Here is a 14,423-nt window from a genome sequence, read left to right on the forward strand (position 1 = left end):
CAAGAAACACTGAAATGCCCGTGTAGGAGCTGCCGAAGGCTGCGATCTTTTGATCTTAAAAAAACAAGATCAATAGATCGCAGCCTTCGGCAGCTCCTGCAGTCGTTTTTGGGGGATCAGTTCTTGATCATCTCGCGGACCTTGGCGGTCAGCAGATCGAAAGTGAACGGCTTGGTGATCATCTGCATGCCCGGGTCGAGGAACCCACCGCGCACCGCGGCGTGCTCGGCATACCCGGTGATGAACAGCACCTTCAGCCCTGGCCGGTACTGCCGGCCGATTTCCGCCAGTTGCCGGCCGTTCATGCCTGGCAGGCCGACGTCGCTGATCAGCAGGTCGATGCGCTGCGTCGAGTTGAGGATCGGCATTGCACCATCGGCATCGCCGGCTTCGACAAACGCATAGCCCAGCTCACTGAGCACCGCGCTGACCAGTACGCGCACGGCGGGGTCGTCCTCGACGATCAACACGGTTTCGCCGTCCAGCGCTTCCGGGGCCTGTTGAACATCGGACACCGGATGCTCCAGCTCTTCGCCGCGAAAGCGCGGCAGGTACAGTTTGACCGTGGTGCCCTGATCGATTTCGCTGTCGATCGAGACATGACCACGGGACTGTTTGCTGAAGCCGTAGATCATCGACAGGCCCAGCCCGGTACCCTGACCGATCGGCTTGGTGGTGAAGAACGGATCGAACGCGCGACTGACCACACTTTGCGGCATGCCACTGCCGTTATCGGTGACGCTGAGCATCACGTAGTCGCCGGGTTCGAGATTCGGGTAGGCCTCGGTGAACTCCGGCTTAAGCACTTGGTTGCTGGTTTCGACCACCAGTTTGCCGCCCTCGGGCATCGCATCACGGGCGTTGAGTACCAGGTTGAGCAGGGCGCTTTCCAGTTGATTGGGATCCGCTTCGGCGATCCACAACTGGTCGTTAAGGCGCATCTCCAGCTGGATGCTTTCGTTGAGGCTGCGCTGCAGCAACTCGCCCATCGACAGCACCAGCGTGTTCATCTGCACGGCTTTGGAGTCCAGCGATTGCCGGCGGGAAAACGCCAGCAAACGGTGGGTCAGGCCGGCCGCGCGGTTGGCGGAAGTGACACCGAGATCGATCAGGCTGTCGAGGTCTTCAGTACGCCCACGGGCCAGGCGCCGGCGCAGCAGTTCCAGACTGCCGATGATCCCGGTGAGCATGTTGTTGAAGTCATGGGCGATGCCGCCGGTCAACTGACCGACCGCTTCCATTTTCTGCGACTGACGCAAGGCTTCTTCGTTGTGGCGAAGTTGCGCGGTGCGTTCCTCGACCTGCTGCTCAAGGGTTTCCAGGGTCGATTGCAGTCGGCGTTCGCTTTCACTCAGATCAATCAGGCGATCGCGGGCTTCGTACTGTCGTCGTCGCCCGCGCAGGGCGGTCGAGACCAGACTGACCAGGGTCGCCGGATGAAACGGGCGCTCAAGAAAGGTGACGTTGCCCAGCAGTTTGCTCATGCGCGAGGAGGGGCCCGGTTCCGGGCCGCCGTGATGGGTGAGCAAGACGATCGGCAGATCCGACCAGGCCGGCTGCTGTTCCAGAAAGTGCAGAAGACTTTCCAGCTCGGGACCGCGCAGGGCTTCGGTGGCAATCAACAAGAGCCCGGCACCGGGCTCCAGTTCTGCGCACAGTGCGCCCAGATCCGGAGTGATGACGCCGCCATAACCCGCCTCATTGAGGATCATCAGCGCCACTTGGCTGTCCCGACCCATGGGCGCCAGAATCAGCGCCCGTTCCGGCAGTGATACGGAAGCTGTCACAAGGTTTCTTCCCGCAACAGCGGATTGCTCGCGCCGAGGTAAGTCGGCACGCCACGCAGCACGCCCTGGAACGCTTCCAGCGGTTCGCCGATAGTCATGCCCTGGCCCGAAATGCGGTATTCACGGATGGTCGATTCGTGGCTGCCGGTACGTTTCTTGATGATGGAAATGGCTCGGCGGACCTTGCCGATGGCTTCGAAGTAGCGCAGCAGGATCACCGTGTCGGCCAGGTAAGTGATGTCGACCGGCGCCTGCATGTCACCGACCAGGCCATGCTGGGCAACCGTCATGAAGGTCGCCGCACCTTTGCGGTTCAGATACAGCAGCAGCTCGTGCATGTGCAGCACCAGCGCGTTTTCTTCCGGCATTGCGGCCTGATAACCGTTGATGCTGTCGATGACCACGGTCTTGATGTTGCCTTCATCGACGCAACGACGCACCCGATGCGAGAACTCGCCGGGGGACAGCTCGGCGGCGTCGACCTGATCGATCAGCAGGTTGCCGGTGGCTTGCAGGGCCTTGAGGTCGATGCCGATATTTTTCATCCGCTCGAACAGCAGGCCCAGCTCTTCATCAAAGATGAACAGCGCAGCTTTTTCGCCGCGTGCTACGGCAGCCGCGGCGAAGATCATCGAGATCAGCGACTTGCCGGTACCGGCCGGGCCGAGAATCAGCGTGCTGGAACCCGTTTCGATGCCGCCGCCGAGCAGCGCATCCATTTCCTTGATGCCGCTGGTCAATTGCAGGCGCGGATAGTCGCCACGGTGTTCGGCAGCGACCAGTCGCGGGAACACATGCACGCCGTCGCCCATGATGGTGAAGTCGTGGTAACCGCCACGGTATTTCTGGCCGCGATACTTGACGATGCGCACGCGGCGGCGCTCGGCGCCGTAATTGGGCGTCAGTTCCTCGAGGCGGATTACCCCGTGAGCGACGCTGTGCACCGTCTTGTCGAGGGACTCGGTGGTCAGGTCGTCAAGCAGCAGCACGGTGGCGTCATAACGCACGAAGTAGTGTTTGATCGCCAGAATCTGCCGGCGGTAGCGCAGCGAACTCTGCGCCAGCAGGCGGATCTCCGACAGGCTGTCGAGCACCACGCGGGTCGGCTTGAAGCGCTCGACCACTTCGAAAATCTGCTTGGTGGCTTCGCCCAGCTCCAGGTCGGAGGAGTACAGCAGGCTTTGCTGATGCTCGGCGTTGAGCAGGCTTTCGGGCGGCGTCAGCTCGAAGATTTCAATGTTTTCGTTCAGCTCCCAACCGTGGGAGGCCGCACCTTGACGCAATTCACGCTCGGTTTCCGACAGCGTGATGTACAGACAGCGTTCGCCGGCACGGGCGCCCGCCATCAGGAAATGCAACGCGACGGTGGTTTTGCCTGTACCGGGTTCACCTTCGAGCAAAAACACGTGCCCTCGGGACAGACCACCGGCAAGGATGTCATCCAGGCCAATGATGCCGGTGGCGGCTTTTGCACTGATCAACTCGTTGGACGTAGACAAAGAATGCCCTCTCATGACTAGGGGAATCGAGGCAGCAGGCTGTATCAGCCGTTGTGCTCTACCTGATTACTTGACCGCTGCCAGTCATGACGGTTCCGAGGTTTCGATATCAAAATGTCATTGAATCAGCGGGTAAAGGCTCAAAGGCCCTGCTGCAATGCCGGGTCATCAGGGTTCATCTGCTCCAGTTGCGCCAGCAGAATCTGCACGTTCTGCAACTGGCCGCTTTCCTTCCAGTAATTGATCAGCAGCACCCGTGCCTTGCGGTCGGCGGGGTGGCGCTGGACGACTTCCTGCAACTGCTTTTGCGCCGCTTCCAGTTCTTCGGCGGCGTGCAAGGTGGTGGCGAGGTCGTAGCGGTAATCCTTGTTGTCCGGCTCAAGTTCCACCGCTTTGGACAACCCGAGCAGGGCAAACTCACGCTGGCCGTGGTGCAACAGCCACAGCCCGAGCGCGTGTTGCAGGTAGGCGGAGTCCGGTTGCGCCTGCAGTTGTTTGGCGAGCAACTGGCGAGCGGCGTCGCTCTGGCCCTGACGGTCGAGAACATCGATCTGCATTACCAGCGCCGGCAGATTGCCCGGCTCCAGACGCAGGGTGTTGTCCAGCGCTTGCTGGGCCTGTTTGAGTTCGGCGTTGTGCAGATACAGGCGCGCCAGTTGTGCATAGGTGGTGGCGCTTTCCGGCTGCCCCTTGAGCGCTTGTTCCCAGCCATCGATGGCTTGCTGCAGCGGGGCGAAATACAGACCGAGTTCATCCGGCGTCAGGCCGAGCAGCGCGTTGATCGCAGCGAATCGTACGCTTTGGTCTTCATCGTCGAGCATCGGCCCGAGCAACAGACTGCGTTGCCCGCCGGGCACCAGTCCGACCACACTTTGAATCGCCGCCAGCCGTACTTCGGGGGCTTCATTCTGCAGGTGAGCGTCGGCCAGTTTCAGCGCTTGCGGGCTTGGGTAGTTGGGCAGCTCGGCCAGCAGCCAGACACTGCGTTTAACCGACAGGTCCGGGCGTCCCAGCTGCTGATACAACTGCCGCGCGGCTCCCGGCTGACCGGAACGGGCCGCCGTCAGGGCTTCGCTGTAGCCGCGCTTGATCGCTTCCGGCACCACCGGCGCGGTGCTGCGCAGGGATAACCAGGCAATGACGACGAGCAGCACAAGGCCAAGGCTGATGAGCAGGTAGCGGCGGGACTGAGGCATGCAGGTTTCCGTGAACTGACGTTCTATAGCAGAGGGGCAAGCTTCGGTCAGAGAAGGCCATGAGTCAAACCCGTGCTTGCGAATTGACCTGCAGGAGCTGCCGCAGGCTGCGATCTTTTGATCTTGTTTTTTAAAAGCAACATCAAAAGATCGCAGCCTGCGGCAGCTCCTACAGGGGCGGGCATAAAAAAGCCCCGCGACCGAATGATACGCGGGGCAAAAAATTGGTTGGTTGCGGCCAACCAAAGGAGCTCTGTAGAGACGCTTACTTGCTGGCGACGGTTTCCGGCTGCCAGCCACCACCCAAGGCCTTGTAGATCGCGACGATGCCGCGATACAGATCAACCTCGGCCTGGGCCTGGCTGTCTTCGGCGTTCAGGCGTTCGCGCTGGGCGTCGAGCAGCACGAGGAAGTCGGTGGTGCCTTCGCGGTAGCGGATCTCTGCCAGATCCGCAGCCTTACGGCTCGATTCACTCTGGCGAATCAGCGAGATCAGCCGTTGCTGACGCTTGCCGTAATCGCTGAAGGCGTTTTCCGATTCTTCCAGCGCCAGCAGCACTTGTTGCTCGTAGGTGGCGAGTGCGCCTTCGGCGTCGGCATCGGCGCCGCGCAGACGCGCGCGCACGCTGCCCAGATCGAACGCCGCCCAGGTGATGCTCGGGCCGAGTGCCCAGGCGTTGGCCGCCGAGGAACCGATCTGCGAACCGCGCCCGGCCGTCCAGCCAAGGAACCCGCTGAGGCTGACCCGTGGGAACAGATCAGCTTTCGCCACGCCGATCCGCGCGGTGGCCGAGGCCAGTTTGCGCTCGGCGCTGAGGATGTCCGGCCGGCGTTGCAGCAGCTCACCCGGATCACCGATCGGCAAGGCTTTGGCGATTGCCGGCAAGTCTTTCGGGCTCAGATCCACGGTCAGCTTATCCGGACGCTCACCGAGCAGGGTAGCGATTCGGTTTTTCTGCCGAACCTGTTCGGCCTGCAATTGCGGCACGCTGGCTTCGACCGAGGCCAGACGCGCATCGGCCCGTTCGACGTCGAGCTGATCGCCAACGCCGGCGTCACGCAGGCTGATGGTGATCTTGCGCGACTCCTGCTGGTTGTCCAGGTTGGCCACGGCGATCTTCTCGCGCAATTGCGCACCGCGCAGTTGACCGTAGGCATCCACCAGTTCGGCAATCATGGTGACTTGCAGTTGGTACAGATCGGCTTCGGCCGCCTGCTGGTCGGCGTCGCTGGCTTCCAGATTGCGCTGGATCCGCCCGAACAGATCGAGTTCCCAGGCCATGTCCAGACCCAGATCGTAGCGTTCGCTATTGACCCGTTTGGTGGTTTGGCCGGGGATTTGCCCCTTGGCCAGATCACTGCTGGCGCGGCTGGTGATGGTCGGCATCGCATCGTTGCTGACGTCGTCGCGGATCGCCCGGGCGGCTTTCCAGCGGGCAAACGCCACGCGCAGTTGACGGTTGCCTTGCAGCGATTGAGTGACCAACTGGTTGAGGGTCGGGTCGTCGAACTGCTGCCACCAGATGCCTTCGAATTTCGAACGGTCAAAGTTCTTCTGACCGGCAGCGCCGTCGGTGGCGGTCGTGATGTTGGCCGCCTCCGTCGCCGGGGTCTTGTAGTCAGGGCCGACGGCGCAGGCGCTCAACGCCAGCACCAGCAGACTCGGCAGGAAGACTTTCAGACTCATTATTGCGCCTCCAGTGGCTTTTGCAGAGCGTGCGCTTTGGCCGCTTTGCGGGCTTCGCCGCGCTCGACGAAATTACGGATCAACACGTAGAACACTGGCGTCAGCAGCAACCCGAAGAAGGTCACCCCGAGCATCCCGGAGAACACCGCCACACCCATGGCGTGACGCATCTCGGCACCGGCACCGCTGGAAAACACCAGTGGCACCACACCCATGATGAACGCGAAGGAGGTCATCAGGATCGGCCGCAGACGCAGGCGGCAGGCTTCCAGTACCGCTGCCAGCGGATCGAGGCCTTCCAGCTGTTTATCCTTGGCGAACTCGACGATCAGAATCGCGTTCTTGCACGCCAGGCCCACCAGTACGATCAGGCCGATCTGGGTGAAGATGTTGTTGTCGCCGCCGGAGACAATCACCCCGGTGATGGCCGACAGCAGGGTCATCGGTACGATCAGGATCACCGCCAGTGGCAGGCTCCAGCTTTCGTATTGAGCGGCGAGCACCAGGAACGCCAGCAGTACGCAGAGCGGGAACACGAACAGCGCAGTGTTGCCGGACAGAATCTGCTGGTAGGTCAGGTCGGTCCACTCGTAGGTCATGCCGTTCGGCAGTTCATCCTTGAGCAGTTTCTCGATGGCTTTTTCGGCCTGGCCGGAGCTGTAGCCGGGGGCTGCCGCACCGTTGATTTCTGCGGTGATGAAACCGTTGTAGTGCATCACGCGATCCGGGCCCGAGGTGTCGCTGACCTTGATGAAGGTCGCCAGCGGGATCATTTCGCCCTTGTTGTTGCGCACTTTCAGCTGACCGATCTGGTCGGATTCGAGGCGGAACTGTTGCTCAGCCTGAACGTTGACCTGATAGGTACGCCCGAAGCGGTTGAAGTCGTTGGCATACAGCGAACCCAGATAAATCTGCAGGGTGTCGAAGATGTCGCTGACGGCCACGCCGTGGGTCTTGGCTTTTTCGCGGTCGATGGCGGCATCGACCTGCGGCACGTTCACGGTGTAGCTGGTGAACAGCCCCGCAAGCTCAGGCACGCTGTGGCTTTTGGTGATGATGTTCATCGTCTCTTTGTACAGCTCGTCGTAGCCCAGGTTGCCGCGGTCTTCGATTTGCAGGCGGAACCCGCCAATGGTGCCCAGACCTTGTACTGGCGGTGGCGGGAAGATCGCCATGTACGCTTCCTGGATGTTCGCGTACTGACCGTTCAAGGCCCCGGCGATGGCGCCGGCGGACATGCTCGGGTCTTTACGTTCGTCGAACGGTTTCAGGGTCACGAACACAATGCCGGCGTTCGGGCTGTTGGTGAAGCCGTTGATCGACAGACCGGGGAACGCTACGGCACTTTCCACGCCCGGCTGTTTCAGCGCCAGGTCGGACATGCGCTTGATCACGTCTTCGGTGCGATCCAGGCTCGCGGCGTCCGGCAGTTGCGCGAAGGCCACCAGGTATTGCTTGTCCTGGCCGGGTACGAAACCGGTCGGGGTGCTGGAGAAGCCGAAGAACGTCAGCACCATCAGGCCTGCATACAACAGCAGGGCGATGCCGCTGCCACGGATGACCCGGCGCACAGTACCGACGTAACCGTGGCTGGCCTTTTCAAAGAAGCGGTTGAACGGACGGAACAACCAGCCACCAAAGATCTTGTCGAGCACTTTGGAGAATCGGTCTTTCGGCGCGTCATGACTTTTCAGCAACACAGCGGCCAGTGCCGGCGACAGGGTCAGCGAGTTGAACGCGGAGATCACGGTCGAGATCGCAATGGTCAACGCAAACTGCTTGTAGAACTGCCCGGTGAGGCCGGAGATGAATGCCGCCGGCACAAACACCGCACACAGCACCAGCGCCGTCGCGATGATCGGGCCGGTCACTTCACCCATGGCTTTTTTGGTCGCATCGAACGGGTTGAGCCCCAGTTCAATGTTGCGCTCGACGTTCTCCACCACCACGATGGCGTCGTCCACGACGATACCGATCGCCAGTACCAGGCCGAACAGCGACAGGGCGTTGAGCGAGAAGCCGAACAGGTGCATCACCGCAAATGTACCGATCAACGATACCGGCACCGCCACCAACGGAATGATCGAGGCGCGCCAGGTCTGCAGGAACAGGATCACCACCAGCACCACGAGGATCAGTGCTTCGAAGAGGGTGTGAACCACCGCCTCGATCGAGCCGCGCACGAAGATCGTCGGGTCATAGACGATGCTGTAGTCCATGCCTTGCGGGAAGCCTTTCTTCAGCTCTTCCATCTTGCCGCGAACTTCGTTCGAGATATCGATGGCGTTCGAGCCTGGACGCTGGAAGATCGGGATCGCCACCGCTGGCTGGTTGTTCAGCAGCGAACGCAGGGCGTACTGGCTGGAACCGAGTTCAACGCGTGCGATGTCCTTGAGGCGAGTGATTTCACCGTTGTCGCCGGAGCGAATGATGATGTTCTCGAACTCTTCTTCAGAAACCAGACGGCCCTGAGTGTTGACCGACAGCTGGAAGCTCTGGGCATTCGGGGCAGGGGGTGCACCGAGCTGACCGGCCGCCACTTGACGGTTCTGCTCACGAATCGCGGTCACCACATCGGTCGCGGTCAGATTGCGCGAAGCGGTCTTGTTCGGATCGAGCCAGACCCGCAGCGAGTAGTCGCCCATGCCGAACAGCTGCACGTCACCGACACCGCCCAGACGCGCCAGCTCATCCTTGATGTTGAGGATCGCGTAGTTGGACAGGTAGAGCATGTCGTAACGTTTGTCCGGCGAGGTCAAGTGCACAACCATGGTCAGGTCGGGCGAAGCCTTGTCGACGGTGATGCCGATGCGCGTCACTTCTTCGGGAAGTTTCGGCTCGGTCCGGGTCACCCGGTTTTGCACCTGCACCTGCGCGTTGTCCAGGTCAGTGCCCAGGGCGAAGGTGATGGTCAGGGTGATCTTGCCGTCAGCGGTGGACTGCGAGGACATGTACAGCATGTTCTCGACGCCGGTGATGGCCTGCTCCAGCGGAGCGGCCACGGTTTCACCGATGACTTTGGGGTTGGCGCCCGGGAAGTTGGCACGTACCACCACGGTCGGCGGCACGACTTCCGGGTATTCGCTGATCGGCAGCTGGAACAGCGAGATCGCACCGGCGATCAGGATCAACAGTGACAGCACCGCTGCGAAGATCGGCCGTGAAATGAAGAATTGGGAAAAATTCATCGGAGTTGTCGTCCCTTAACCGCGTGGGGTCGCAGCGGCGAGCTTCACAGCCGTACCCTGTGCACCTTTGGCGGGCGCGACTTTGGGCAGGTTGCTGGCTTCCAGCGCTTGACGTTGTTGAGCCAGAGCGGCAATGGTCTGCTCGCTGGCCATCGGGATCACTTCAGGCGTCACCGGCGAACCCGGACGTACCCGTTGCAGACCCTTGACGATGATCGTGTCGTCCTTGTTCAGCCCGGTGCGCACGATGCGCAGGCCTTCGATCTTCGGCCCCAGTTCGACGGCGCGGTAGGCGGTCTTGTTGTCCGCATCCATCACCAGCACGAACTTCTTGCCCAGATCGGTGCCGACCGCTTCGTCGTTGATCAGCATGGCGTTGTAGGTGCCGCTGCCGACCAGTTTCAGCCGTGCGTACAGGCCCGGGGTGTAGGTGCCGTCGCTGTTGTCGAACACCGCGCGACCACGGATGGTGCCGGTTTTCGGGTTGACCTGGTTGTCGACGAAGTTCATCTGACCGAGGTGCGGGTTGCCGTCCTCGTTGGACAGGCCCATGTACACCGGGGTGGTGGCGCCACGTTGGCCGTTGCGGGCGAGTTGGGTGTATTTGAGGAACACACGCTCGTCGGCGTCGAAGTAGGCGTAGACCTTGTCGGTGGAGACCACGCTGGTCAGCGGGGTGGTATCGGCGGTCACCAGGTTGCCGGCGGTGATCTCGGCACGGCTGACGCGACCGCTGATTGGCGCGGTAACGCGGGTGAAGCTCAGGTTCAGCTTGGCCAGATCCAGTTGCGCCTGCAGGGCGCCGACGGCGGCGCGGGCTTCCTGGGCGGCGCTGGTGCGCGAGTCGGCCAGCTCGGCGGAGATGGCGTTGCTGGCACGCAGGCGTTCGCCACGCCCGGCTTCGTTTTCACTGCGGGTGGCGTTGGCACGGGATTGAGCAACCAGCGCTTCGAGGCGGCGCACCTCAGCCTGGAATGGACGCGGGTCGATCTGGAACAACAGGTCGCCTTTCTTGACCAGTGCGCCTTCGGTGAAGGCCACCTCGTCGATCTGGCCGGAGACCCGAGGACGGATTTCAACGGTTTCCGGTGCTTCGAGGCGCCCGGTGAATTCGTCCCACTCGTTGACCGGTTGTTCCAGCACCTTGGCCACGCTGACTTTGGCAGCGGGCAGGGTGGCGGCAGTCTCCGGAGTCTTGCCGCAAGCGCTCATCACCAGCACGGCCAACATGGCCAAGGGGAAGCGCAAATGTTTGAGTGACTGTTCCATGGAATCATCCGCCAATGTATTGAAGATGGGCGGATGATGCTCGGCGGGCTGTGATGGCACGAATCGAATGAAGCAAAGGTAACTATCATTCGGAATGATATAAGACCGATTCGAGCCCTCTAGCATGCACCTTTCGTTAGGGTGCTATCAATTGGTTTGATGACAAATGTGTGTTGCGTCACCCGTAAAAATCCAGCGGCGGCTTCAGTTACCGATTGCACAAACAAAGAGACGGCCGTAAAGGCCGTCTCGTTCAACGTGTTGCGGGGTGGCTCAGTTATTGCCTTTGCGGTTCGGCCCGAAACGGTTTGGCCCCGGCTGGCTGTCTTGCGCCAAAAATACTAGGTTGACGATCGGCAGCAGCAACCACCAGCCGCTGCGGTCGGTGTCGTGCATGCGGCGTGCACCGACGGCAATGCTCGGCAGCAACATCGCCAGGTTGTACAGGTTGTAGAGCACACCCTTGGTGTTGAGCATGGCGTCGAGAACGCCCATGAGAATGCAGATGCCCAGGTTGATCAGCACAAACATCCAGTACTCGCGACGGGTGGCGCGGCCTTTGAATTCGGCGTAATTCTTCAGCGCTTCCACGTAAGGATTGCCGGTGGTGATGGCGGGGCCGCTGGCATACGACGGTTGAGCGGCCTGAGGTGCGCCGCACTGTGGGCATGCCACGGCCAGGCTACTAATTTCCTTGGCGCAACCACGGCAGAAAACCAAGCTCATATTTTTTCCCTAAAATTATTCAATCGATAGACAGGACAAAACGAACGCGGCAAGGCCAGACAAAATGATGCCGGCGATCGCGAGGTTTCTTCCTGGGTGTTTTTGGTTGATACAGACGATGCCGCAAGTGAGGCCCGCAAGGCTGAGGATGCCCACACCGACAATCGCATCCCTGTCCCATTCGGAATCATCGAACAGGGTGAGTGCACTGATAATCCCGAGGATCAATGAAACGATGGCCAGCCAGGGCATTTCGGCTTGCGTTTGCGGCACGCAGGCCTGTTGGGGCGCCCCGCATTGGGGGCAGGTGAGCGCCGTTTCGTGTAGCTCCTTGGCGCAAGCACGACAATAGACCATTGCCATCGTTTTCCTTAACTGAGTGCGAATGCCCGACCCTCCAACGGTCGGGGCGGCGGTAAGTTAAACTTTATTACCGGATTTGTCATTAGCACTTTGCCATCATTGCTGCCGTGGGTACGCGGTTGCGAAATGACTGAAGGCAATCGGGATTCCCTGCCAACGAGGTCATTTACTTCTTCGGCATGGTCGAACGCTTCACTGGCTCCTTGCTGCTCAAGATACGCCGCGCGGCATGCACCGCCCGCCCGGAGAGCATTTCCATGCGTGGCGATTGCAATTCCCAGGCGTGCCAATAAAGCTCTACATCGGTGAAATGATTCGGCGCGACATCCACCAGCTCCCGATTTTTCAGCAAGTCGCTGACCTGCATGTGCGGCACCATTCCATAACCCAGGCCACGGCGTATGGCTTTCAGACGTGCCTCCGGAAGTGACAGGTAGTGTGTGGGATAGGCGTCTGCGGTAAGACCGAAACGCGACTGCATGAACTCCGACTGCAAGGTGTCCTTGCGCGAATAGGCGAATACCGGCGCCTTGCGGGCAGTCGCGCGTGTCAGGCCCTTGGCAAACCAGCGCTGCTGAAACGCGGGCGATGCGACCAACTGATAGCGCATCGACCCCAGCAACTCGGCAAAACATCCCCGCATAGGCTGTGACCGCGTGCCGATGCAGCCAATGACCTGGCCGCTTTCCAGCAAGGCATAGGTGTGATCCTGATCGTCGACCACGACGTCGAGCAGAATATTCTCGCTGACGAAGATCTCGGCCAGTGCCGGAAAGAACCAGGTGGCCAGCGTGTCGCCATTGACCGCAATCACCACGCGCAAGTGATCCTGTTCATCGCCGCTCAGCTCGTTGAGCAGTTCTGCTTCGAGCACGGTTGCACGGCGCAGGTAGAGCATCAGTTTTCTACCCGCCAGCGTCGGCTCGCAAGGGCGCCCGCGCACCACAACCGAGCTGCCGAGGCGAACTTCAAGGGCGTGTATGCGTTGCGACACCGCCGACGGTGTCACGTTAAGACGGTCTGCAGCCTTCTCGAAACTGCCGCTGTCGACCACGGCGAGGAACGCCTGCATCTGTTTTGCATCGAGTTGCATGGCCGTCGCTCTGGTTAAGTATTTCTAAGCGTCACTGAAAGATACTGCGATTGTCTTCACTTCAACATGGCGCGGCTCAATCATTACTCTGCGGCCTGATCAATGACTGCATGCGCGTCTAAGGTTACTCGGGCCAGTGAACAAGGCAGCTTGATTGATCAATACCTCGTATGCTTCTACCGCATTGGAGCAGATCAGTGTGGCTTGACCCTCTGATGATGCGTCCTTTGAACGTCGACACATTCGGCAATCGGTATCAAGACACCGACAGATGGGCACAGATCGCTTGCGTACATTCACGCATGATCATCGAAGAGTAATACGACGTTTAAATGAGTGAATCTACGGCGACAAACTCCGGCAACTGGTACGCAGTCATTGCCTTGGCACTGGCGGCTTTCGTGTTCAACACCACCGAATTTGTCCCGGTCGGTCTGTTGAGTTCGATCGGCAGCAGCTTCGACATGTCGACCGCTCAGGTCGGTCTGATGTTGACCATCTATGCGTGGGTGGTGTCTCTGACATCGCTGCCGATCATGCTGCTGACACGTAACGTCGAACGACGGAAACTGCTGATTGTGCTGTTCGGGATGTTTATCGCCAGTCACATCCTGTCGAGTCTGGCGACCAGTTTCGGGGTGCTGCTGGTGAGCCGGATCGGTGTGGCGTTGTCGCACGCGTTGTTCTGGTCGATCACCGCGTCTCTGGCCGTGCGTCTGGCGCCACCGGGCAAACAGGTTCAAGCCTTGGGCTTGCTGGCAACCGGTACTTCGCTGGCGATGGTGCTGGGCATTCCCCTCGGTCGCTTGTTGGGCGAGGCCATGGGCTGGCGCACCACGTTCATCGTGATTGCAGGCTTTGCCGCGGCGCTGGTGTTCTGCCTGGCGAAGGTGCTGCCGCTGCTGCCCAGCCAGAACTCGGGCTCGCTCAAGAGCCTGCCCATATTGCTGAAACGACCTGCGCTGGTGGCCGTCTATGTTCTGACGGCGCTGGTGGTGACGGCACAGTTCACCGCCTACAGCTACATCGAACCGTTCGTACTGACCGTCGCCAACATGAGCGGCGATGTGGTGACGCTCCTGCTGTTGCTATTCGGCGGCGCCGGTATTTTCGGCTCGCTGCTGTTCAGCTACCTGCACAGCTATAACCCACAGCGCTTTCTGATCATTTGCGTATCGGTGCTCGCCTTGTGCCTGGCTTCGCTGTTGCCGTTGAGCGGCAACGTCTCATACCTCGGCGTGCTGAGTGTGTTCTGGGGCATGGCGATCATGGGCTTCGGTCTGGCGTTGCAGTCGAAAGTCCTGGTGTTGGCGCCGGACGCCACCGACGTGGCGATGGCGCTGTTTTCAGGCATCTACAACATCGGTATCGGCGGCGGGGCGCTGGTCGGGAGCTGGGTTGGCAGTCAGTTTGGTTTTGCTTACATCGGGGTGGTGGGCGGGATGCTGGCGGCTTCGGCGCTGGCGTTTTACTGTTTGTCGATTTATCGACTCGCCCGGTCCGGGGTCTGAGCTCGCGGACTTCCGTTCGCCGCCGGGCGCATTTCATTTCGCGGTTGCCTGCTCAATGCGCAGGCAACTCGAGACTGTCCGGGTCGCCGAAGAACATTTTGACT

At 60.5% G+C, this 14,423-nt stretch carries 10 protein-coding genes; 1 reads left to right on the plus strand and 9 read right to left on the minus strand.

Going from position 1 to position 14,423, the window contains the following annotated elements:
* Positions 1 to 116 precede the first annotated feature (116 nt).
* The 9 genes from ABV589_RS00550 to ABV589_RS00590 all read right to left on the minus strand — a co-directional run bounded on the left by ABV589_RS00550 (position 117) and on the right by ABV589_RS00590 (position 12,808).
* Complete coding sequence (locus ABV589_RS00550) at positions 117 to 1,787, minus strand: ATP-binding protein (protein ID WP_367084449.1); 1,671 nt, start codon at positions 1,785 to 1,787, stop codon at positions 117 to 119.
* Positions 1,784 to 3,286, minus strand: coding sequence for an ATPase domain-containing protein (locus ABV589_RS00555; protein WP_123586433.1), 1,503 nt, complete (start codon positions 3,284 to 3,286; stop codon positions 1,784 to 1,786). The genes ABV589_RS00550 and ABV589_RS00555 overlap by 4 nt, the downstream gene beginning before the upstream one ends.
* A gap of 140 nt (positions 3,287 to 3,426) precedes the next feature.
* Positions 3,427 to 4,482, minus strand: coding sequence for a tetratricopeptide repeat protein (locus ABV589_RS00560; RefSeq protein WP_367084450.1), 1,056 nt, complete (start codon positions 4,480 to 4,482; stop codon positions 3,427 to 3,429).
* Between the two features lie 265 nt (positions 4,483 to 4,747).
* Entirely contained in the window at positions 4,748 to 6,169 is a 1,422-nt protein-coding gene (locus ABV589_RS00565) for a TolC family protein (RefSeq protein WP_367084451.1), read from the minus strand.
* Positions 6,169 to 9,357 carry an efflux RND transporter permease subunit gene (locus ABV589_RS00570; RefSeq protein ID WP_123586431.1) on the minus strand — a complete coding sequence of 1,063 codons (3,189 nt, stop codon included), beginning with the start codon at positions 9,355 to 9,357 and terminating at the stop codon, positions 6,169 to 6,171. The genes ABV589_RS00565 and ABV589_RS00570 overlap by 1 nt, the downstream gene beginning before the upstream one ends.
* Positions 9,358 to 9,372: 15 nt before the next feature.
* Positions 9,373 to 10,626, minus strand: coding sequence for a multidrug efflux RND transporter periplasmic adaptor subunit MexE (gene mexE / locus ABV589_RS00575; RefSeq protein ID WP_329697987.1), 1,254 nt, complete (start codon positions 10,624 to 10,626; stop codon positions 9,373 to 9,375).
* Between the two features lie 273 nt (positions 10,627 to 10,899).
* Complete coding sequence (locus ABV589_RS00580; protein ID WP_367084452.1) at positions 10,900 to 11,352, minus strand: DUF805 domain-containing protein; 453 nt, start codon at positions 11,350 to 11,352, stop codon at positions 10,900 to 10,902.
* 15 nt (positions 11,353 to 11,367) lie between these two features.
* Positions 11,368 to 11,715, minus strand: coding sequence for a hypothetical protein (locus ABV589_RS00585; protein ID WP_007963547.1), 348 nt, complete (start codon positions 11,713 to 11,715; stop codon positions 11,368 to 11,370).
* A 166-nt stretch (positions 11,716 to 11,881) separates the two neighbouring features.
* Positions 11,882 to 12,808: an HTH-type transcriptional regulator ArgP gene (locus ABV589_RS00590; RefSeq protein WP_367084453.1), complete on the minus strand. Its 927-nt coding sequence runs from the start codon at positions 12,806 to 12,808 to the stop codon at positions 11,882 to 11,884.
* Positions 12,809 to 13,140: 332 nt separating this feature from the next.
* Between ABV589_RS00590 and ABV589_RS00595 the strand changes: the two genes are divergently transcribed.
* The gene (locus ABV589_RS00595; RefSeq protein WP_367084454.1) at positions 13,141 to 14,319 is read left to right on the plus strand and encodes a sugar transporter; all 1,179 of its coding nucleotides are present in this window, start codon (positions 13,141 to 13,143) and stop codon (positions 14,317 to 14,319) included.
* The last annotated feature ends 104 nt before the right edge of the window (positions 14,320 to 14,423 follow it).

The organism is Pseudomonas sp. HOU2 (assembly GCF_040729435.1).
Lineage (GTDB): Bacteria > Pseudomonadota > Gammaproteobacteria > Pseudomonadales > Pseudomonadaceae > Aquipseudomonas.

Excerpts from the sequence above, each read along its gene's own strand:
- ABV589_RS00560 (WP_367084450.1), bottom strand. The coding sequence starts at position 4,482 with ATGCCTCAGTCCCGCCGCTACCTGCTCATCAGCCTTGGCCTTGTGCTG.
- ABV589_RS00565 (WP_367084451.1), bottom strand. The coding sequence starts at position 6,169 with ATGAGTCTGAAAGTCTTCCTGCCGAGTCTGCTGGTGCTGGCGTTGAGC.
- ABV589_RS00570 (WP_123586431.1), bottom strand. The coding sequence starts at position 9,357 with ATGAATTTTTCCCAATTCTTCATTTCACGGCCGATCTTCGCAGCGGTG.
- mexE (WP_329697987.1), bottom strand. The coding sequence starts at position 10,626 with ATGGAACAGTCACTCAAACATTTGCGCTTCCCCTTGGCCATGTTGGCC.
- ABV589_RS00580 (WP_367084452.1), bottom strand. The coding sequence starts at position 11,352 with ATGAGCTTGGTTTTCTGCCGTGGTTGCGCCAAGGAAATTAGTAGCCTG.
- ABV589_RS00585 (WP_007963547.1), bottom strand. The coding sequence starts at position 11,715 with ATGGCAATGGTCTATTGTCGTGCTTGCGCCAAGGAGCTACACGAAACG.
- ABV589_RS00590 (WP_367084453.1), bottom strand. The coding sequence starts at position 12,808 with ATGCAACTCGATGCAAAACAGATGCAGGCGTTCCTCGCCGTGGTCGAC.
- ABV589_RS00595 (WP_367084454.1), top strand. The coding sequence starts at position 13,141 with ATGAGTGAATCTACGGCGACAAACTCCGGCAACTGGTACGCAGTCATT.